Origin of the sequence: Thalassotalea crassostreae, from assembly GCF_001831495.1 — a bacterium.
In the GTDB taxonomy this organism is placed as follows: domain Bacteria; phylum Pseudomonadota; class Gammaproteobacteria; order Enterobacterales; family Alteromonadaceae; genus Thalassotalea_A; species Thalassotalea_A crassostreae.
This window is the reverse complement of the sequence record NZ_CP017689.1, coordinates 561,822-582,810: the sequence shown is the minus strand read 5'-3', so window position 1 is coordinate 582,810 and position 20,989 is coordinate 561,822. Positions and strand designations below refer to the sequence as shown.

Annotated in this window: 25 protein-coding genes; 14 read left to right on the top strand and 11 right to left on the bottom strand. The window is 38.3% G+C overall.

The window, feature by feature from the left end:
* Positions 1–254 precede the first annotated feature (254 nt).
* Positions 255–1,370, bottom strand: coding sequence for a cell division protein ZapE (zapE, locus tag LT090_RS02600; protein ID WP_068544914.1), 1,116 nt, complete (start codon positions 1,368–1,370; stop codon positions 255–257).
* Between the two features lie 231 nt (positions 1,371–1,601).
* On the opposite strand from zapE, the gene LT090_RS02595 reads away from it, so the two are divergent.
* Together LT090_RS02595 and LT090_RS02590 are read left to right on the top strand one after the other, a co-directional pair.
* On the top strand, positions 1,602–2,048 hold the full coding sequence (locus LT090_RS02595) for a Z-ring associated ZapG family protein (protein WP_068544915.1): 447 nt from the start codon (positions 1,602–1,604) through the stop codon (positions 2,046–2,048).
* A 166-nt stretch (positions 2,049–2,214) separates the two neighbouring features.
* Positions 2,215–3,561, top strand: coding sequence for a Do family serine endopeptidase (locus LT090_RS02590; RefSeq protein ID WP_068544917.1), 1,347 nt, complete (start codon positions 2,215–2,217; stop codon positions 3,559–3,561).
* Positions 3,562–3,646: 85 nt separating this feature from the next.
* On the opposite strand, the gene cysK is transcribed toward LT090_RS02590, so the two are convergent.
* Positions 3,647–4,558 carry a cysteine synthase A gene (gene cysK, locus LT090_RS02585; protein WP_068544919.1) on the bottom strand — a complete coding sequence of 304 codons (912 nt, stop codon included), beginning with the start codon at positions 4,556–4,558 and terminating at the stop codon, positions 3,647–3,649.
* A 56-nt stretch (positions 4,559–4,614) separates the two neighbouring features.
* The gene (gene epsC, locus LT090_RS02580) at positions 4,615–5,466 is read right to left on the bottom strand and encodes a serine O-acetyltransferase EpsC (RefSeq protein ID WP_068544921.1); all 852 of its coding nucleotides are present in this window, start codon (positions 5,464–5,466) and stop codon (positions 4,615–4,617) included.
* Between the two features lie 289 nt (positions 5,467–5,755).
* On the opposite strand from epsC, the gene LT090_RS02575 reads away from it, so the two are divergent.
* On the top strand, positions 5,756–6,814 hold the full coding sequence (locus LT090_RS02575; RefSeq protein ID WP_068544923.1) for a trypsin-like peptidase domain-containing protein: 1,059 nt from the start codon (positions 5,756–5,758) through the stop codon (positions 6,812–6,814).
* Between the two features lie 127 nt (positions 6,815–6,941).
* On the opposite strand, the gene murA is transcribed toward LT090_RS02575, so the two are convergent.
* The 8 genes from murA to LT090_RS02535 form a co-directional block, all read right to left on the bottom strand.
* Positions 6,942–8,204: a UDP-N-acetylglucosamine 1-carboxyvinyltransferase gene (gene murA / locus LT090_RS02570; RefSeq protein WP_068544925.1), complete on the bottom strand. Its 1,263-nt coding sequence runs from the start codon at positions 8,202–8,204 to the stop codon at positions 6,942–6,944.
* A 15-nt stretch (positions 8,205–8,219) separates the two neighbouring features.
* Positions 8,220–8,477, bottom strand: a complete 258-nt coding sequence (locus LT090_RS02565; protein ID WP_068544926.1) for a BolA family protein — start codon at positions 8,475–8,477, stop codon at positions 8,220–8,222.
* Between the two features lie 18 nt (positions 8,478–8,495).
* Complete coding sequence (locus LT090_RS02560; RefSeq protein WP_082897046.1) at positions 8,496–8,807, bottom strand: STAS domain-containing protein; 312 nt, start codon at positions 8,805–8,807, stop codon at positions 8,496–8,498.
* Between the two features lie 2 nt (positions 8,808–8,809).
* Positions 8,810–9,517: an ABC transporter substrate-binding protein gene (locus LT090_RS02555; protein WP_082897047.1), complete on the bottom strand. Its 708-nt coding sequence runs from the start codon at positions 9,515–9,517 to the stop codon at positions 8,810–8,812.
* Between the two features lie 20 nt (positions 9,518–9,537).
* Positions 9,538–10,014, bottom strand: a complete 477-nt coding sequence (mlaD, locus tag LT090_RS02550) for an outer membrane lipid asymmetry maintenance protein MlaD (protein WP_068544927.1) — start codon at positions 10,012–10,014, stop codon at positions 9,538–9,540.
* Between the two features lie 28 nt (positions 10,015–10,042).
* Positions 10,043–10,822 (bottom strand): lipid asymmetry maintenance ABC transporter permease subunit MlaE, encoded by a 780-nt coding sequence (gene mlaE / locus LT090_RS02545; RefSeq protein ID WP_068544928.1) that lies wholly within the window; start codon positions 10,820–10,822, stop codon positions 10,043–10,045.
* On the bottom strand, positions 10,822–11,625 hold the full coding sequence (gene mlaF, locus LT090_RS02540; RefSeq protein WP_068544929.1) for a phospholipid ABC transporter ATP-binding protein MlaF: 804 nt from the start codon (positions 11,623–11,625) through the stop codon (positions 10,822–10,824). The genes mlaE and mlaF overlap by 1 nt, the downstream gene beginning before the upstream one ends.
* Before the next feature lie 352 nt (positions 11,626–11,977).
* Positions 11,978–12,769, bottom strand: coding sequence for an outer membrane protein OmpK (locus LT090_RS02535; protein ID WP_068544930.1), 792 nt, complete (start codon positions 12,767–12,769; stop codon positions 11,978–11,980).
* Between the two features lie 269 nt (positions 12,770–13,038).
* Between LT090_RS02535 and LT090_RS02530 the strand changes: the two genes are divergently transcribed.
* The 11 genes from LT090_RS02530 to LT090_RS02480 all read left to right on the top strand — a co-directional run bounded on the left by LT090_RS02530 (position 13,039) and on the right by LT090_RS02480 (position 20,986).
* The gene (locus tag LT090_RS02530) at positions 13,039–14,010 is read left to right on the top strand and encodes a calcium/sodium antiporter (protein WP_068544931.1); all 972 of its coding nucleotides are present in this window, start codon (positions 13,039–13,041) and stop codon (positions 14,008–14,010) included.
* A 20-nt stretch (positions 14,011–14,030) separates the two neighbouring features.
* Positions 14,031–15,005 carry a KpsF/GutQ family sugar-phosphate isomerase gene (locus LT090_RS02525; protein ID WP_068544932.1) on the top strand — a complete coding sequence of 325 codons (975 nt, stop codon included), beginning with the start codon at positions 14,031–14,033 and terminating at the stop codon, positions 15,003–15,005.
* A gap of 13 nt (positions 15,006–15,018) precedes the next feature.
* Positions 15,019–15,567: a 3-deoxy-manno-octulosonate-8-phosphatase KdsC gene (kdsC, locus tag LT090_RS02520; RefSeq protein WP_068545055.1), complete on the top strand. Its 549-nt coding sequence runs from the start codon at positions 15,019–15,021 to the stop codon at positions 15,565–15,567.
* Positions 15,564–16,130: an LPS export ABC transporter periplasmic protein LptC gene (gene lptC / locus LT090_RS02515; protein ID WP_068544933.1), complete on the top strand. Its 567-nt coding sequence runs from the start codon at positions 15,564–15,566 to the stop codon at positions 16,128–16,130. Before kdsC ends, lptC begins: the two co-directional genes overlap by 4 nt.
* Positions 16,120–16,656 (top strand): lipopolysaccharide transport periplasmic protein LptA, encoded by a 537-nt coding sequence (gene lptA, locus LT090_RS02510; protein ID WP_068545056.1) that lies wholly within the window; start codon positions 16,120–16,122, stop codon positions 16,654–16,656. Before lptC ends, lptA begins: the two co-directional genes overlap by 11 nt.
* 37 nt (positions 16,657–16,693) lie before the next feature.
* The gene (gene lptB, locus LT090_RS02505) at positions 16,694–17,422 is read left to right on the top strand and encodes an LPS export ABC transporter ATP-binding protein (protein WP_068544934.1); all 729 of its coding nucleotides are present in this window, start codon (positions 16,694–16,696) and stop codon (positions 17,420–17,422) included.
* Between the two features lie 162 nt (positions 17,423–17,584).
* Positions 17,585–19,081 (top strand): RNA polymerase factor sigma-54, encoded by a 1,497-nt coding sequence (locus tag LT090_RS02500; RefSeq protein ID WP_068544935.1) that lies wholly within the window; start codon positions 17,585–17,587, stop codon positions 19,079–19,081.
* Between the two features lie 24 nt (positions 19,082–19,105).
* Complete coding sequence (gene hpf / locus LT090_RS02495; RefSeq protein WP_068544936.1) at positions 19,106–19,393, top strand: ribosome hibernation promoting factor; 288 nt, start codon at positions 19,106–19,108, stop codon at positions 19,391–19,393.
* Between the two features lie 2 nt (positions 19,394–19,395).
* Positions 19,396–19,848: a PTS IIA-like nitrogen regulatory protein PtsN gene (gene ptsN / locus LT090_RS02490; RefSeq protein ID WP_068544937.1), complete on the top strand. Its 453-nt coding sequence runs from the start codon at positions 19,396–19,398 to the stop codon at positions 19,846–19,848.
* Between the two features lie 8 nt (positions 19,849–19,856).
* A complete protein-coding gene (gene rapZ, locus LT090_RS02485; protein ID WP_068544938.1) occupies positions 19,857–20,702 on the top strand; it encodes an RNase adapter RapZ in 846 nt (281 codons plus the stop codon).
* A gap of 8 nt (positions 20,703–20,710) precedes the next feature.
* A complete protein-coding gene (locus LT090_RS02480; RefSeq protein ID WP_068544939.1) occupies positions 20,711–20,986 on the top strand; it encodes an HPr family phosphocarrier protein in 276 nt (91 codons plus the stop codon).
* Positions 20,987–20,989: the final 3 nt, after the last annotated feature.

Here is a 20,989-nt window from a genome sequence, read left to right as displayed (position 1 = left end):
TTTCTTTGTAAAAATGAAGTATATTTTGCAAATAAATGGTAATTTTACAAATAATTGCATTTTATCGATGAAGATGAGGGGCGAAAGAGCTTCTTCTGGATCGCAGAACGGTTCGGAAGTTCCCATCCAGCACCATGATTGGATGACGACGTACTTTAACCAAATTTAGCTACAAATAAGTAGGGTCAGATCATAGATTATCTGCAAAAAACTATGGTCTAAAAACTATGATCTGACCCTACTTATGTTTTTTATTAAGGTAAATGTTCAGATGCGAGGTAATCGTGCGATTGCATTTCTTGTAAACGCGATAAACAGCGTTTAAATTCAAAGTTGAGTCCACCTTCGCTATATAGGTCTTCCATCGCAACTTCTGCCGAAATAATAAGTTTGACGTTACGTTCATAAAACTCATCGACCATCGCAATAAATCGGCGGGCACTGTCATCTGAATCTTTGCCCATTTGCTTAACATTAGCTAATAAAATCGTATGATAAATCCGGCTCAGTTCCATATAGTCACTTTGTGAACGAGCCGTTTCACACATTTGGTGAAATTCAAAATAAACAACACCTTCTGACTCGGCAATCGTATTTAATTGGCGATTGTTGATCTCGATATCTTGACCTACAGTGCCCTTTTCAACCGACAATTGTTTAAAATATAAATTTAGGTTCTCATCGGCTTTCTCTTCCAACGGGAAATGATAAATTTCTGCTTGTTCTAATGTACGCAAACGATAATCAATACCACTATCAACATTTATTACTTCACAATTTTCATTGATCAATTTTATCGCAGGTAAAAATCGTGCTCGTTGCAGGCCATTGCGATACAACTCATCAGGAATAATATTTGATGTTGCAACTAAGGTAACGTTATGGGAAAACAATTCCTCAAATAATGTTCCAAGCAACATCGCATCAGTAATATCTGATACAAAGAATTCGTCAAAGCAAATAATGCACGTTTCGTCTGCAAACTTTTTCGCAATGATTTTTAATGGGTCTTCTTTACCATGCAATAGTTTCAATTCTTCATGAACGCGATGCATGAAACGGTGAAAATGAACGCGCATTTTATTCTCAAAAGGTAAACAATCATAAAAGGTGTCAACCAAATAAGTTTTGCCTCGTCCGACGCCGCCGTAGAAATATACACCTTTTACCGCCTGCCTCTTTTGTTTACCGTAAGTTTTTACCCAGCCTTTTAGAACTTTTTTAAAGCCAGTTACAGGTAACGGTTTATTTTGCAGGTCATCATAGAGACGCTGTAAATGTTTAACTGCATTTTCCTGAGCAGCATCGTAGGCAAAACCTTCACTTTCTAGATCTTGTTGATATTTCTGAAATGGGGTTAATCTAATCATAATGGACGTAAATTACCTAAATATAGGGTTTTTCCTTTAAAAACTTCAAAATAAACTACGTGTTTTGTGCAAATCAGGGCTATTATAAAAGAATAAGAATGTCTTTGGCATCTTTTCTCATAAATCAAAGTTATTTTATCGATATTCACTTAAGTAAAAGATACTAATACGTTATTATTAGCAAAATTTATTTCCAATATTTTAAAATATGTTATTCAGAAGGAAACACTAATGGAATTTCTTTATCTTTTCATCGGTTTAGTTATCGGCGCAATTGGCGGTGGCTATTTTGGTAAGAAGTTGTCAGCTGACGAGCAAGACTTTCAGCGACTAGAACAAAAAGCGACAGAAAGCCAAAATACTTTAGAGCAATATCAAAATGAGGTTGCGGCACATTTAGAAAGTTCAGCAACTCTTCTCGCTCAAATGAATGATACTTGCACAAACGCAATGCAACAGCTTGATAAAAGTACACAGCTTTTAAACAAAGCAAAATTTGAAGCGAACGAGCAACCATTCTTTTCAGCGGAAACGGAAGCTCAAATCCGTGCAAATCCGCAAAAAACAAAAGCATCTAAGAGCGCAAAAGATACAGCGCTTACAGAGCCACCTCGTGACTACTCAGGCGATCCTAGTGGCTTGTTTTCAGATGAGAAACAAGTTGTTACAAATAGCTAGACAAAATCAATAAATTTTAGGAACTTTCTAAGTCACCTTAAGTCTTTAATAGCAACAACTCATCGTTGCTATTAAATATGCCCTTGAAAATTTTATTTAAGGGCATATTTAAAATTAAAGGAGCAAGCCTCTTTGTATTTAATGTGATTTTTGGAGTCCCTAATAAATGAAAAAATATTCAAAACTTACCCCTGTAGCATTATTGCTTGGCACACTTGCCGTTTTTCCTAGTTATGTAAATGCATCCCTTCCTCAACAAATTTATAGCGAAGAAATGCCATCTTTGGCACCGATGCTAGAACAAGTAACGCCGGCAGTCGTCAGTATTTCAGTTGCTGGTACACAAAAAGTGAACCAACAAGTGCCTGATGCGTTTAAATTTTTCTTCGGCGAACGCAGAGGACAAGCACAAGAGCGCCCGTTTAGAGGTCTTGGCTCTGGTGTTATTATTGATGCCGATAAAGGCTATATCGTAACCAATAATCATGTTATCGACCAAGCTGATGAAATTTTAGTTACTTTGAAAGATGGTCGACAACTTGAAGCTAAAAAAATAGGTGCTGACAGTCAATCTGATATAGCCCTATTGCAAATTAAGGCTGACAATCTAACCGAAATTAGAATTTCAGACTCTGATACTTTGCGCGTTGGCGATTACACTGTAGCTATCGGGAGCCCATTTGGACTTGGTCAAACAGTGACATCAGGGATTGTTAGTGCATTAGGTCGTAGCGGTTTGAATATCGAACAACTCGAAGATTTTATTCAAACTGACGCTGCGATCAATAGTGGTAATTCTGGCGGTGCATTAGTTAATTTACGGGGTGAATTGATCGGAATTAATACAGCAATTTTAGGACCCAATGGCGGTAACGTTGGCATAGGTTTCGCCATCCCTGCGAATATGATGAAAAACCTAACTAACCAAATAATTGAACACGGCGAAGTTCGTCGCGGCGTATTAGGTATTACTGGACATTCATTAAACGCAGAAATTTCTAAGGCAATGGACCTTGAAACAAATCAAGGCGGATTTGTCTCACAAGTTACTAAAGATTCAGCTGCGGAAAAAGCGGGTATTAAAGCTGGGGATATTATTGTTGCCGTTGATGGTAAAAAGATCAAAAGCTTTAATGAACTTAGAGGAAAGATTGGCTCGATAGGAGCTGGCAAAACAGTAAAACTGACACTGCTAAGAGATGGCGATGAAGAAACTGTTAAAGTGACATTGCAATCTGCTCCGGACGCCAATATTGAAGCTGCCAATATTCATCCTGCATTAGAAGGGGCTAAGTTAAGCTCAGCAAGCAATGGCGGTGTTAAAGTCATGGATATTGCATCAGGCTCGCCTGCCGAGCAATCCGGCTTAAAAGAAGGTGACATAATTGCTGGTGTTAATCGAAAACGCGTTACCAACTTAGCAGAATTTAGAACACTAATTGAGGATTCAAGCGGAGTACAGGCATTGAACGTTATCCGCGGGAATACAGAACTGTATCTTATGATCCGTTAATACATTGCAATCGATATTAAAGAAAAAGGGGATGCTGCAAACAGCATCCCCTTTTTTAATCACTATGTCTGTTGTTGAAATAAGTTTAAAATAAACCTTCAACAGATAGGTAACGCTCACCAGTATCATAGTTAAAACCAATTACAGTTGCGTCTTTATCGATTTCACCAAGTTTACTAGCAATCGCAGCTAATGTAGCACCAGAAGATAATCCAACAAACATTGCCTCTTCTTTAGCCGAACGCTGTGCATATAAAAACGCGTCATCTTTAGACACTTTAATTGCGCCATCGAGTAAACCAGTATCAAGGTTTTCAGGAATAAAACCTGCGCCAATACCTTGTAGAGGATGAGGGCCAGGATCACCACCACTTATCACTGGCGATAACTCAGGCTCAACGGCGAACACTTTGATATTTGGCCATTTCGCTTTTAACACACGAGCAACACCAGAAAGATGGCCACCAGTACCAACACCAGTAATTAAATAGTCAACACCATCTGGGAAATCAGCAATGATTTCTTCAGCAGTGGTATTTGCATGTACGTTTGGGTTTGAAGGGTTAGAGAATTGCGATGGTATCCAAGAGTTTTTCGTTTCGCTTGCAAGCTCTTCAGCTTTAGCAATAGCACCTTTCATACCTAGCTCTTTAGGTGTCAATTCAAACTCGGCTCCGTAAGCGGCCATAATAGCTCTTCGCTCAACACTCATCGACTCAGGCATTACTAAAATCAATCGATAGCCTTTAACTGCCGCAACCATAGCTAAACCAATACCAGTATTACCTGATGTCGGTTCAATAATCACAGACTCAGCATTTAAAACGCCTTGGTCTTCAGCATCATTAATCATAGCCAATGCGATACGGTCTTTAATGCTGCCCCCAGGATTATATCTTTCAGATTTAACCCATACGTTATTATGACCTGAAAATAGTCGGTTTACTTTGACAGCAGGGGTGTTACCTATTGTCGCTAAAACATTATCGTATTTCATTTAGTTGTCCTCAAAACTGTTAATTTCTTTATAAGTTATTTAATTGACTAATGCGCTTAGATAACAAAATCTATTGGATCATTTTTCGGTTTATTGTCCCTAACCACGGTTTTACTTTCGTGATAAACCACGCTATTAGCAGGAACACTTTTTGTCAGCCAAACGTTACCACCGACAATGGTATTTTTACCGACTATCGTTTCTCCACCTAAAATGGTAGTACCCGAATAAACAATGACATTGTCTTCTAATGTCGGGTGTCGTTTTTTACCTTCCATTCCTTTTTCAACATAAAGTGCTCCAAGAGTTACCCCTTGGTAGAGTTTTACATTGTTGCCAATATTCGTCGTTTCGCCTATCACAATGCCTGTTGCGTGATCGATGAAAAAGTTTTTACCTATGGTTGCGCCAGGATGAATATCCACACCTGTTGTACTATGAGCGTATTCAGACATCATTCGCGGTAAAAACGGTACATTCAATTTAAATAGTTCATGGGCTAGTCGAAATACTGCAATGGCTTGAAATCCAGGATAATACAAGATGACGCTTTCAACTGAATCTGCCGCAGGATCAAAGCTGATAAAATTTTCAGCTTCTTTGATTAATGCCGTATATATATAAGGTAATTTATCAAAAAATGCTTCACAAATATTATGCTCTGAATCAGGCAAGTCTTCCTTTAGAGGAGCAACAAGATCCTTAAAATTTAGTTGCAATTGAGCTAGATTTAATTCAATTTGTGCTTGCGTATAACTGCTGTCCGTTTTGAATGGAAAGAAGAAATTCAACAAATCCTCGGTAAACTTTTGCGCTTTGATCATTGATGGCACTTTACGATTAAAGCGTTGTTGCTGATCAAATAGATGGCTTGAAAAGTTGCTCTCCCCTTTCAATAAACCTGTCATTTGCAAACCTCTTAAAAATTAAAAACTTATTAACTATTTACTATAGTTTAAATTGATTGTTAATGGGATAGATTAATTTACAACACATCAACAATGAATGTAATGACATTAGCAACTCAAAACAGATTTTTTGGTTCTGTCTTATAGCAATTTTGACTTAAAACCAAAATTAATTGGTTTTTTATTATAAGAAGATATTTATAATTAACGCTTAATTAGCTGCTAAATCTTTGTTAAAAAGGTTAAAAATGCTAATCTAAGAATATCATTAATATAAATTAGAATTATCTTGAAGCTTAACTCTACCCTATCCTATATTTTACGTGCTACTGGGTTTGGTATCTTAATTGCCATTATCTTATTGGTGCTATTTCCTGATTTACGTAGTAGCAACGGCGTATCCATTGACTTATTTAAAGGACAAAATAAAAAGCCTAAACCAGTGTCTTATTCACTTGCTGTGGCACGTGCTGCACCTGCTGTAGTAAATATATATTCAGAAACACTGGAAACAGTAAATCAATATCAAAGCATGCCTGTACAAAGAGTGAAATTAGGCTCTGGTGTTATTATGGATAGCAATGGCTACATCCTTACTAATTACCATGTGATCCGCAATGCTAATTTAATCACAGTGGTAATGAGTGACTCCACTCGACTCAGCGCTGAATTAATAGGAACTGATGTCCATACTGATTTAGCAGTTTTGAAAGTACAAGCAAGCAATTTACCGGTGATTCCGGTCGACGACAATTTAACTCCTTTAGTGGGTGACGTTGTACTTGCCATTGGTAACCCATTAAATCTTGGACAAACAATAACTCAAGGTATAATTAGCGCTACTGGCCGAACAGGATTAAGTAGCACAAGCTACCGTGAATTTTTACAAATGGATGCTGCTATCAATGATGGTAACTCCGGTGGTGCTCTAGTAAACAGTAATGGCGATTTAGTCGGTATTACTACAGCTCAATTTAAGCGTTCTAATCCACAAGTGAATGTACAAGGTATATTCTTTGCCGTCCCATATCAGTTAGCTAAAAAAGTAATGCGCAGTTTAATCAGTAATGGCCGAGTTATCCGAGGTTGGCTCGGTGTAAGCTCTAATACTTATAGTAGAATGTTTAATGGCTTTATTATTGACTCGGTGACCGCAAATAGCCCTGCCGATAGTGCAGGTTTACAAAAAAATGACGTGGTTACCAAAATTGCCGATTTAAACATTAGTTCAATTAACCAAGCGCTCGATATTGTTGCTGAAACAGCGCCAGGTGAAACTCTAGATTTCACTGTTCTACGTGACAATAAAGTAATCATAGTGAGCGTTGTAATAAGAGAGTTTAGATAAAGAAGCTTTAAATTATCTAAGTAAAATAAAAAAACGACCGATAAGGCCGTTTTTTTTGCCCACACTATGTGGGCATACCGAACTCTACCAAGAATGGTTTACGCTCGATTAGTTGTTTTTTCAGCAATTAACTAACGGTGTAACGTTCGATATTAGCACCAAGTTTTCGCAGCTTATTCTCTATTTGTTGGTAGCCTCTATCGATATGGTAGATACGATCAACAATTGTTTCACCTTCAGCAACTAAGCCGGCAATAACAAGACTTGCCGACGCGCGTAAGTCAGTTGCCATCACCTGAGCTGATGTTAGTTGTTCGACACCTGTTGAAATAGCAGTGTTACCTTCCAATCTTATGTCGGCCCCCATACGTTGTAATTCAGGTACATGCATGAAGCGATTTTCAAATATAGTTTCAACCGTTGTTGCAGTGCCTTCAGCTATCGCATTTAGGGTGACAAATTGTGCTTGCATATCGGTGGGAAATGCAGGATGCGGAGCAGTTCGAATGTTAACGGCTTTTGGACGCTGCGTCATTTCCAGTGAAATCCAGTCGCTACCACACTCAACATTTGCGCCAGCTTCTTGCAGTTTAGCAATTACAGCTTCTAATGCATGTGGTTGCGTATTCACACAACGAATCTTTCCACCAGTGACCGCCGCAGCAACTAAAAAGGTACCAGTCTCGATTCTATCAGGCATTACAGCGTAATCAGCGCCACGCAGTGACTCAACGCCTTCAATAGTTAGAGTATCTGAACCAGCACCAGATATTTTGGCTCCCATTAAATTAAGGAAGTCAGCCAAATCAACAATTTCAGGCTCACGCGCAGCATTCTCAATTATTGTCGTACCTTCTGCTAAGGTAGCAGCCATTAATATATTTGCAGTACCAGTAACACTTACTGTGTCCATGAAAATGGTAGCACCTTGCAAACGGCCTTCATTCTTAGCAATGATATAGCCATTTTCTACACTGATATCAGCACCCATTAATTTAAGGCCTTGAATATGCAGATCAACCGGTCTAGCACCAATTGCACAGCCACCAGGTAATGAAACTTCCGCATGACCAAAGCGAGCTAATAACGGACCCAACACTAAAATAGAGGCGCGCATTGTTTTAACAAGCTCATAAGGAGCCAAACAATTAGCAATTTCTGATGCATCAATGGCTAAAGAGTTTTCAGCAGACCAGTTTACCTTAGCTCCGAGTTCTGATAACAACTTACTCGTTGTTTCAATATCATTTAGCCTAGGTACATTATTAATAGTTAACGGGGTTTCCGCTAAAATCGTTGCAAATAAAATAGGCAATGCGGCATTTTTTGCGCCGCTAATAGTAACGTCGCCATTTAGTTGACTGCCACTATTTATACGAAATGCTTCCAAAATATTACTTCTTTCTTAGGTTGGTAGGTTAAACATTTTCTCTCGTTGCCACTGGGCAGTAGAGAATGTTTTGATTGTTACGGCGTGAATAGTCCCTTGGTTGATTGCATCACTTAATGGTGCATAGACTACTTGTTGTTTTTTAACTCGACTTAATTCATCAAACATATCGGCAACGGCGATGATCTTACATTGCGAGCCATCAAATGTTACATGCAACTCGTCTAACTTTAATGCTTCATTAAGCAAGTTTTCAATATCGGCTACTTCCACGATCCACTCCGTTTATATTTATTCGTTTACAATTGGTAAAAGATTCTCTATACCACTTAATTTGGCGAGTTTAACCAATTCCAATGGTGGTTGTGAATAACTAATTTCAATTTGTTTTCTTTGTGCTTCTTCAAACAAGGCGATTAACCAAGCCAAACCTGCAGTATCAATCTTATTAATTCCTGATAAATCAAGATTTTGATTTTTATGCTGAGTTAGCTCTTTGAAGTGTTTATCTTGTTTGCCATTAATGCTTTGACGAATCAATTCTCCATTAATAACATAGCGATTATTTTCTGCAGCAGAAATACTAAAGGAAGCCATAGTCATATTTAATCTTCTTGTTCTTTCAGTTTTTTGTCGATATCCGTTGGACCATCTTTGAAAACAATTTTACGCTGACTTTTTTCTTTTAGCATCTCGGTCACATTAGCAACCCCTTTTTCCGCTAAAATACTACGTAATTCTTTTTGCTTTGCATCCAACAAGCTGATGCCTTCGGCGACTAAATCATATGCCTGCCAGCCTTTGATCTTAGCATTTTTACGAACTTTAAACTGAATACTAATTGGTGGTCGATCGTCGTCAATAATATTGACCCCAACAACAACAATCTTCTGTTTTGCATCGATTTTTCTTGGTGGTTCAAATATTACTTCTTGCTGCTCATATAATGTAAATACCTGTGCATATGAAGTAATTAAATATTCACGAAAAGCCAGCATAAATGCTTGCACATCTTCTCGTGAGGTTGGCTTTTGTTTAGTACCTTTTAAATGCACCCCCAATACTTTGGCTGCTGCATATTGATAAAAGATGTATGGCATTAATTCTTCACGCACAATATCTTTTAATATTTCTGGATTTTTCTTAATCTCGGCTTCTTCATCAGCAAATCTTTTGAAAGTAATAACAGATACTTCTTCAATCATCTTGTAAGGATCTGACTTATCAACTTCTGTTGCTGCACTGGCAGACGCGGAAAATAAACTGCCAAACAGCACTGCACTTAGGATTATATTTTTAATTAACTTCATCATTATTTACGTCCCAATAACCTTTACTCGTCGTCACCTTGGCTAAATAAAAATTGACCAATCAGTTCTTCTAACACTAATGCTGGCTTGGTATCTTCAATATAATCACCGGGCTGTAAAATACCAATACCTAACTCTTCATCAACAAAACCAGGTTGCAGGCCCAGATATTGTTCACCTAACAAACCAGAGGTTAGTATGGAAACTGAAGTCGCTTCAGAAAAATGGTCATATTGAGAGTATATTTCCATTGTAATTACTGGCATGTAGTCTTCATCATCAAGTTTAATGCCCTTAACACGACCAACTATCACACCACCAACTTTAATTGGAGAGCGTTCTTTTAGGCCACCTATATTATCAAATTTGGCAAATAACTGATATGTTTCACCGTTTCCCTGTAAACCAGCATTTGCTACTTTTAACGCCAACATCAAAATTGCTGCAATACCAATTGCTACAAAAAGACCAACCATTAATTCTATTTTTTTCGACACCATGTCAAACCACCAATTTATTTGAAAAACATTAATTTGCGAACATTAGAGCTGTAAGAATGAAGTCTAAGCCCAAAACTATCAACGATGACTGAACTACTGTACTCGTTGTCGCCCGGCTTATACCTTCTGAAGTTGGTATACAGTCATAACCTTTGTAAATCGAAATCCAAGTAACTACGAAAGCAAATACTAATGACTTGATAACGCCATTTAAAATATCTTCATTCCAATCAACATTAGCCTGCATAACAGACCAATAGGTACCTGAATCTAAACCTAACCAATCGACACCAACTAAGTGCCCACCGAGAATACCGACTGCTGTAAATATCGCAGCTAATAGCGGCATTGCAATAAAACCTGCCCAAAACCGCGGAGCAACAACGCGCCTTAAAGGGTCTACCGCCATCATCTCCATTGAGCTTAATTGCTCAGTAGCCTTCATCAAACCAATTTCCGCAGTTAAGGCGGAACCTGCCCGACCAGCAAATAAAAGCGCTGTCACAACAGGTCCTAATTCGCGGATAATCGATAATGCAACCATTGGCCCTAAGCTGGCTTCAGCACCATAGCCTTCAAGAATGGTATAGCCTTGTAACGCGATTACCATACCGATAAACGTACCAGATACGATAATAATTAATAGTGAAAGTACGCCAACTGAATATAACTGCTTGGCGAGCAAAGGCCAGCCTTTACGGGGGTTGGGTACTTGTATAATAGCCGAAAGTAACATAATCATTGCCCGGCCTAAACCTGCCAATATATTTAATGTTGTACGACCTAATAACTGTATCTTATCAACCATTAAGATTTTCCTCCTAACAGTTGCTCTTCAAATTTAGTTGCAGGGAAATGAAATGGCACAGGACCATCCGCTTCACCTTTAATAAATTGTTGAACCAAATCCGATTTTTGTTCCAAAATCTGCTCCGGTGTTCCTTCGCCTATAATTTTCTTCTCGGCAATAATATAGATATAGTCGGCAATACTCATCACTTCTGGAACGTCGTGTGAGACAACAACAGAAGTGAGTCCTAAGGCATCATTTAAATCTTTAATTAAACGCACCACAACACCCATCGAAATCGGATCTTGTCCTGCAAATGGTTCATCATAAAGAATTAACTCAGGATCAAGAGCAATAGCACGAGCAAGAGCGGCTCTTCTTGCCATACCACCAGACAATTCGCTAGGCATTAAGTCCATCGCTCCGCGCAATCCAACAGCCTCTAATTTCATCATGACCATTTTTGCAATTAAATCTTCGGGTAATTTACTGTGTTCGCGCATAGGAAATGCAATATTGTCAAAGACATTCATATCGGTAAACAGCGCACCAGACTGAAACAACATGCTCATTTTTTTACGAAGTTCGTAAAGTTTCGCACGAGATAACTGTGGGATGTCTTCACCTAAGAATAAGATCTCACCTTGACTCGGCTTTAATTGTCCACCGATTAATCTTAATAAGGTGGTTTTACCTATACCACTAGGTCCCATGATAGCTGTTACTTTTCCTTTCGGAATCGTTAAGCTTATATCATCATAGATACAGCGCTCTTCCCTGTAAAAACTTAAATTTTTAATTTCAACTATATTTTCCGACATAACGCCACATATTGAGAATAATTTTAATTATCATTTCGATAATAGCGCAGCAAGCTAGTTACTGCACCAAAAATAAGTAAGCATTTGTATATACGGCACAAAAAGTGACATTAATTGCTCAATAAATCAAAATCTCGTTTATTTATTGAACAAACAACAAATACTCGTATTAGTATAGATGGTTAAGACCCTTAAGTTCTGAAAAGTTCAAATAGGTTATTACCATTTTGTAAAATAATTAGAAAGAATTATAAAGCAGCTACGTATTTCGATACATAACTAACCCACCAAGTTGCTATAAAAATAACTTCTACGTTATAACAACTTGCGAATTATACTGCTTTATATCGTTTTAGAAATTGTACTTAGCAGTGTAAATGATAGCATCGTGGTAGGCTGCAGTTCCTAACTTATGATCGGCGTAACGATACTGTAAACCTGTGGTAACCGATTGACTAATATGCCACCAAAGCGCGACTGCGCCATTTTGACCGGTATCACTTAACGTGCCGACGCCATTGCTTCTAAATTGATCTTTCCGGCCAAACTCTGTTTCGTGCCATTGTGAGACAGTAAATTTTTGTTCAAACAATTGAAAATCATAACCTAACACCCAACCGCCCATATAACCGTTTGTGCCGGAACCAGCATAGGTTTGATTTTCAATGTGGACTCCTAAAAATGGCTTAATCCAAAAACCTGATTCAGTAAAGATATCGTAGCTAGCACCAATGACTAAGTTTTGATCGAAAAAACCTCCCGACGCTTCGGTAAAGCTATAAAAATGGGAATAAAGGTTCCAATTTGATTCACCGATATTGACTGCTATAGAGCCTTTCATTGCAATGCGAAAACCCGAAGTATCATTTGCTCCTTCTGTTCTACTATTTTCGGCATTCTCCAAATCAAAGAAACCATAAACATCGCCCCAATCAAACCCTGCGCCGCCTTCGACTTCCAAATAAATAAAATCTTCTTTTGGCCCACCAAGACCGCCAATATTGGGGTCAGTCCGATCTTCGGCTTTATCAGTCCAATCTAAGTAGTTAATAGATGCATCTGCAAAACCATAAAACTGTTCAGCTTGCGCATACGAACTCACCAACAATGTCGAAGTAACAAACGTAATTAATGCTGTTTTCATAAATAAACCCTGTATCGTCTTTATTGTTATTTATTAATGGAAATCATTTCGTATTTTAGTCAAAACAATTTCATGCCATACCCAAAAGCTTATTTCGTTTTCTAAGAATTGCCAATTTCACTGATATTTTTACACCAAAAAGCGATAAAAATGACTCACAAATCAGAAAAGTTGCAAGAATTCAGCAAAAACTGTAAGAATTTTTCAATAATTCTTTTAATTTAATGCATTTACGGCGACAATTTAAACTTAATGTTTTGGAGCTCTCAATGTTCATTGAAATTTTAATATTAATAATATCCCTTGCAGCATTAGTTTATAGTGCCGACAAATTTGTCTTTGGCGCGGCAGCAATAGCCAGAAATTTTGGTATTGCACCGATGATTATTGGCTTAACAATAGTTGCCATGGGCTCTTCGGCTCCAGAAATGATCGTCGCTGCGACAGCCGCGTTACAAGGGTCTTCTGATACGGCAATTGGTAACGCCATTGGCTCAAATATCACTAACATAGCTTTAGTGCTCGGTATCACCGCTTTATTCAAGCCACTTCTTGTTTCATCGATGACGCTGAAAAGAGAAATTCCAATTTTGCTGGTTATCACGTTAATTGCCAGCTATATGCTATTTGATTTAAATTTCACCTTTATTGAAGGGGTGATTTTGATGGTAGGTTTTGTTGCCTTCATCAGTATTTTATTACTCGTTTCACTCAAACAGCGTAAATCAAACAAAATCGACGATCCGATGATCCTTGAAGCGGAACAAGACATTCCTGAGAATGTAAAAACTGCCGCGGCAATGTTCTGGTTAACATTTGGCATTATTTTATTACCTCTTAGCGCTCACTTTTTAGTAGATTCTGCAACTTTTATAGCTAAAGCTTTCGGCATCAGCGACTTAGTCATAGGTTTAACAATCATAGCGATTGGCACCAGTCTTCCTGAGCTTGCTGCCAGTGTTATGAGTATTATTAAAAAAGAAGACGACCTAGCAATGGGTAATATTATTGGCTCAAATATCTTCAATATTCTTGCAGTCCTTGCACTACCTGCTTTAATTGCACCTGGCACAGTTGATAGTGAGGTCGCAAGTCGAGACGCTCCGTACATGATAGGCACAACCTTTTTACTATTTTTGTTATGTTTTAGTAGAAGTGGCCAGTTTAGAATTACGCGCATGAAAGGCGCAGTATTGTTTATTGGCTTTATTGCCTACCAATATCTAATATTTAGTCAGTAGAATGGCTAAGAGAGATTTTAATGCCAAACGCAGAACAATTTAAAAATAATGCCGCTAAGGTTATCGATATAGAACAACAAGCTGTTGCTAATTTACACAAGTATATAGATGACAGTTTTACCGATGCTTGCAAATTGATGTTTGAATGTCAGGGCAGAGTTATCGTAATAGGTATGGGTAAGTCTGGTCACGTTGGCGGTAAAATTGCGGCTACTCTTGCAAGCACTGGTACGCCTGCATTTTTTGTTCACCCTGGCGAAGCAAGTCATGGCGACCTAGGGATGGTAACTAAAGATGATGTGGTATTGGCAATTTCCAACTCTGGCGAAACCGGTGAGTTACTGCAGATAATTCCGGTAATCAAACGCATCGGGGCTAAATTAATTTCCATGTCAGGCAACACTGAGTCAACATTAGCACAGTTAGGTGATACCCATATTTGCATCGCCGTACCGCAAGAAGCATGCCCTTTAGGATTAGCGCCAACATCAAGCACAACAGCAACATTAGTTATGGGGGATGCTTTGGCCGTCGCACTACTTAATGCCAGAGGTTTTACTGCTGATGACTTTGCATTGTCACATCCCGGTGGGAGTTTGGGTAAACGTCTATTATTAAGACTGACCGATATCATGCATAGTGGTGAACGATTACCAGTTGTGAACGAAGCGGCGTTAATCAAAGACGCTTTAGTTGAAATGTCGAAAAAGGGGTTAGGTATGACTGCTATCGTCGACAATAATAGTATTTTAACTGGTTTATTTACCGATGGTGATTTAAGGCGTATTCTTGATGAACAAGTGAACATTCATCAAGATCCTATTAGTAGCGTTATGACTAAAAAACCTATTGTTGCCAAGCAGGAAATGCTTGCAGCTGAGGCATTAAAGGCGATGGAAGATAAAAGCATTAACGGACTCATTATTGTTGACAATAAACATCAACCAATTGGTGCAATGAATATGCATGATATTCTAAAAGCAGGAGTAATATAACTTGTCGAAAACATTGGTAAATACTCTCTATGGGCAAGTTCCAAGTGAAACGCTCAGCATTGCCAAAAACATAAAATTGCTAATCTGCGATATCGATGGCGTATTCTCCGACGGCCGAATTTACTTAGGTAACGATGGTGAAGAATTGAAAGCCTTTAATACCAAAGATGGTTTTGGCATTAAAGCACTCGGTGACAGCGGCGTCGAAGTAGCCGTTATAACTGGCAGAAAGTCTAATATTGTTGAAAACAGAATGCGCTCATTAAATGTGAAGCATATAGTACAAGGACAAGAGGATAAGTTGCCTTCATTGAAAAAAATTGCAACTCAATTAGAACTTAATGCCGAACAAATTGCCTATATAGGTGATGATGTTCCGGATTTACCTTGCATTAAGCATGTTGCTTTAGGCGTTGCCGTGAATGATGCTCATCCATTAGTAAAACAAGGGGCTGATTACAAAACTTTTAACAATGGCGGCTGCGGTGCTGTAAGAGAGTTAACCGATCTTATCATGCAAGCCCAAGGAACGCTTTTAGACGCGAAAGGTAGTAGTGTATGAGTCGATTGCATGGTATCTCTACCATAGTTTTTGTTATTGCGTTAGCCATTTATGGTTACATGCAATGGCAGCAATCGCAAATAACAGTACCTATAATAGTGAATGAAGAAATCTCTCCAGCATTTGTCGCAAAAAAATTAAGTACCAGTCAGTATGACGCCCAAGGTCAATTAGTTCATACAATTTATGCTGAGAACATGACTTATTTTAGTCAAGATAATCAAACCTTATTTGAGCAACCTCAATATACCATTTTTCCGAAAGACAATAAGCCAACATGGACCTTAAGTGCAAAAACAGGTTCATTAACAAAAGGCCATTTGCTTTCGTTAAACGACGATGTAAAACTTGTTTCCTCTGAAGAAAACGGTTTAGTCTCTGAAATTTATGGCCAGTCATTACTAATGGACTTTAACACTAACATTATCTCTACCGAGCAAACTATAATAATTAAAGGCAAAGACTTTAGAATGTATGGCAGCGGCTTAGAAGTAGATATCAATACAACTAAAATGACGTTAATTAATCATGAACAAACAATTTATAAAAAACATGAATCGTAAATTATCACTTTCATTATTCGCTTTGCTTACTGCAACTTTTGCAAACGCTGCAGAAGTTGATTTTACACAAGAAATTAAAATAGTCGCGAAAAAACAATCAAGCGACTTAAAAAACAAAATTGCTAGCTATATGGAGGATGTAAAAATCACCCAAGGAAGCTTAAATATAGAAGCCGATATAGTGCAAGTGAGCAATGATGCAAACAGTGAAAGCAAGACTTACATAGCTCGCGGTAAACCAGCAAAATTTAGTCAATTACTCGATGATGGACAAAAGATTGAACTACAAGCAAATGAAATAAGCTATTCACCTTCTTCGCAGATGATCATTATAAAAGGTAATGCAAAGGTCAGCCAAGAAGGTAGTATGGTGCAAGGCGATATTATCACCTACAACATTGCTACCGAACAACTAAGTGCTGAAAGTACTGAAGCGGTTACTACAATATTGAAACCGGAAGCTAAAAAAGCGGTTGATAAAAAAACCGAAGAAAAATTAGATAGCACAATCGAAAACAATCAATAAATAAATAAATAAATACATTAAGTGATAAAAGAAAGCGATGACAGCAACTTTAAAAGCAGAAAATTTAGCCAAAGCCTATAAAGGCCGAAAAGTGGTAAAAGATGTCAGCATAACAGTGAACGCTGGACAAGTTGTAGGGCTGTTAGGACCAAATGGTGCAGGTAAAACCACCTCGTTTTATATGATTGTTGGCCTAGTTCCTTCCGATGATGGCAAAGTAAGTTTAAATGGTGAAGATTTAACCCTGCAACCTATGCACGAAAGAGCTCGTCAAGGTATAGGTTATCTACCACAAGAAGCATCGATATTTCGGAAATTAAGTGTATTTGACAATATTATGGCGATATTACAAACCCGTAAAGATCTCGATGACGTTGGCCGTCAAGAAAAGTTAGAGTCATTGGTAGAAGAGTTTAATATTGGACATATTGTTGAAAACACAGGGCAAAGTTTGTCAGGCGGCGAGCGACGTCGTGTTGAAATCGCGCGCGCGCTAGCGGCCGATCCACAATTTATATTGCTCGACGAACCTTTCGCAGGTGTTGATCCTATATCGGTTGGCGATATAAAAAAAATAATTTTACACCTCAAAGCGAGGGGGATTGGCGTACTTATTACTGATCACAACGTTAGGGAAACTCTTGATGTCTGTGAGCATGCGTACATTGTAAGCCATGGAGAATTAATCGCGGAAGGCAATGCTGAACAGGTGCTTAGTAACCAACATGTTCGAGATGTATACCTAGGTGAAAAATTCACGCTATAGTTAGTAAAGTGATATTTAAGATATCAAAGTAATTTTAATTAAGTAATGCTCTCTTTTATAATTATTACAGCATTACTTTTCACGCATTAAATTTAATTTTTGACAATAGAGTCAATATTTAAATTAATTTGCATAAATATTTTTTGGAATTGTTTTTCGACAATGAGACCTAGTCTTCAGCTCCGAATGGGGCAACATTTAACCATGACACCGCAATTGCAGCAAGCAATCAAATTGCTGCAATTGTCTACTCTCGACCTGCAACAAGAAATCCAAGAAGCTCTTGATTCGAACCCACTTTTAGAAGTTGATGAAACTGGTTCGAATGAATCAGATAGTGAATCAGGTAATGAGTCCATTGAACAAATATCTTCCGCAGAAGCTAGCCTTGATGGCACTGAAGATGCAGCACCTAGCAGAGATGAAATTTCGACAACAGAAGCCTTAAATAAAACCGAAATCCCAGAAGACTTATCGGTCGACAGTACCTGGGAAGAAAGCTTTAGTGCGGGTACATCTAACACTGGTATAGCAGCCAGTTCCGATGATGATTACGTCTATCAAGGCGAAACCTCAGATTCCATTCAAGACCACCTATACTGGCAAATGGAGTTAACCCCATTTACCGACACTGATAAGACAATTGCGACTACCATTATCGACGCTATCGATGACAGCGGCTATTTAACAATCACTGTCGAAGACGTGTTAGAAAGTCTCGGCGATGAAGAAGTAGAATTAGATGAAGTTGAAGCAGTATTAAAACGTATTCATTTATTCGATCCTATTGGCGTTGGCGCGCAATCAATTGCAGATTGTTTACTCATTCAATTATCACAGTTTGATAAAGACACGCCACATTTAGACGACGCAAAGAACGTTATTGAAAATCATATTGATTTACTCGGTAATCGCGATTTTAGAACCATTATGCGCAAAACTAAGCTTAAAGAAGATGAGCTTAAAGAGGTCATGCGATTAATTCATACGTTAAACCCAAGACCAGGTGATGCGATAGCCAAAAGTGACGAACAATATGTCATTCCTGACGTCAGCGTATTTAAGAAAAATGGCCGGTGGACAGTAGAATTAAACCCAGACACAGCGCCAAAATTAGGCATTAATCAACAATACGCAGCACTGACTAAAAGCAAAACCTCAGAGAGTGATGGCCAATTTATTCGTACCCACTTGCAAGAAGCTAAGTGGTTTATCAAGTCACTATTAAGTAGAAATGAAACCTTATTGAAAGTATCAAACTGTATCGTACAAATGCAGCAAGCTTTTTTTGAGCATGGACCAGAAGCGATGCGTCCAATGGTGTTAAATGATATTGCAGAAGCTGTTGAAATGCATGAATCTACAATCTCACGAGTAACGACAAATAAGTATATGCATACACCTAGAGGTATTTTTGAGTTGAAATACTTTTTCTCTAGTCACGTAAGCACTGAAAGCGGCGGAGAATGTTCTTCTACAGCGATTAGAGCGTTAATTGGAAAATTGGTTGAAGCTGAAAAACCAAGCAAACCATTAAGCGACAGTAAGATAGCTCTATTATTGTCCGAGCAGGGAATTAACGTTGCAAGGCGAACTATTGCTAAATATAGAGAAGCATTAGGAATCCCGCCTTCGAATCAAAGAAAGAGCTTAATTTAAACCGATAAAATAAGGATACAGCTTATGCAAATTAATCTATCAGGTCACCATGTTGAAGTTACCGATTCTATGCGTTCATATGTGAATCAGAAATTTGAAAAATTGGAACGACATTTCGATCATATTAATAATGTGTATGTTGTATTGAAAGTTGAAAAACTGCAGCAAATTGCGGAAGCAACGATTCACTTAAATGGTGGTGAAATATTTGGCTCCGCAGACCATGAAGATATGTATGCAGCTATTGATAGTTTAATTGATAAACTTGATCGTCAAGTTTTAAAGCACAAGGCTAAATTGTCTAAACACTAATTATGAATTTAAGTAGTATTCTAACCCCCGAACGCACACTTTGTGGCGTTAGGGGAAATAGTAAAAAAAACGTTCTGGAACAAATCAGTAGAGTTGCTTCGACTAAAATTAAAAGTTGTGATGAGAAGGCTTTACTCAATAGTTTAATGACTCGTGAAAAGCTTAGTAGTACTGGTATCGGTAATGGAATAGCAATTCCACACGGTCGAATAGATAACTCAGAGCAACCTATCGCAGTTCTCGTTACCACCGAATCAGCTATCGCTTTTAACGCTATTGATGATAAAAAGGTTGATATATTTTTTGCCTTATTCGTTCCCGAAGACCATTGCCAACAGCACTTAGAGACTCTGGCGAGTATTGCTCGTTTGTTAAGTAACAAAGACATCAGTAAACAAGTTAGGCGTTGTGAAACTTCTACACAACTATATTCACTTATAGAACGAAATACTTAAGGGTAATTATGAAATTAATCATTGTCAGCGGTCGCTCAGGCTCAGGTAAAACGGTTGCCCTCAGGGTACTAGAAGATTTGGGCTATTACTGCGTTGATAATATTCCGGTAAATTTACTACCAGCATTAACTCATACTGTAATTAACGACTATGAGAACGTTGCTGTTTCCCTCGATGTCCGTAACTTGCCTAGCAACCCTGATGACGCTAGCGAAATTATTGATTATTTACCCAATACAGTAGAATTAAGCATTCTGTATTTAGACGCAGACAATGATGAGTTGATTCGTCGATTTAGTGAAACCCGTCGACTCCACCCGCTAATCAGACAGAACATGGCTCTTGATCAAGCGATCGAATTGGAGAAAAAATTATTAGATCCGGTCGCTAGTCGTGCGGATTTATATATAAATACCACTAAGCTGACACCACATCAATTAGCCGATTTAGTGCGCGAACGAGTTTTGGGTACAACATCAGGTAAACTGGTTATTGTTTTTGAGTCCTTTGGCTTCAAATATGGAGTGCCATCTGATGCAGACTATGTGTTCGATGCTAGGTTTTTACCTAATCCATTTTGGGAGCAAGGGTTGAAAGCCTATAACGGCCTAGATCAACCGGTTAAAGATTTTCTACAAAGCCAGGCTATCGTGACCAAATTTGTTTGGCAAATAAATTCATTTATGATGACTTGGCTACCACACTTAGAACGCAATAACCGAACCTATTTAACGATTGCAATTGGCTGTACAGGCGGACAGCATCGTAGCGTCTATATTGCCGAAGCATTGGCTGAGCAGTTCAAAAAGCAGGACAAAGATGTGCAAATTAGACATCGCGAGATTAAACCGTAGGTAAGCCATTGAATATACTCGAACAGCTATTAGTTATTGAAAACAAACTTGGATTACATGCCCGTGCTGCAACAAAACTTGCCAAGCTTAGTCAGAATTATGACGCTAAAATAACACTTACTCTCGACAATAAATCAGCCGATGCAGGATCTATCATGGGCTTAATGTTGTTAACAGGAAGTCAAGGAAAGCAGGTACAAGTGAAGGCCGAAGGAAATGATGCAGAGCAAGCGATGGATGCCGTTTGCCAATTATTCTTAGACAAGTTTGATGAAGAAAACTAAGTA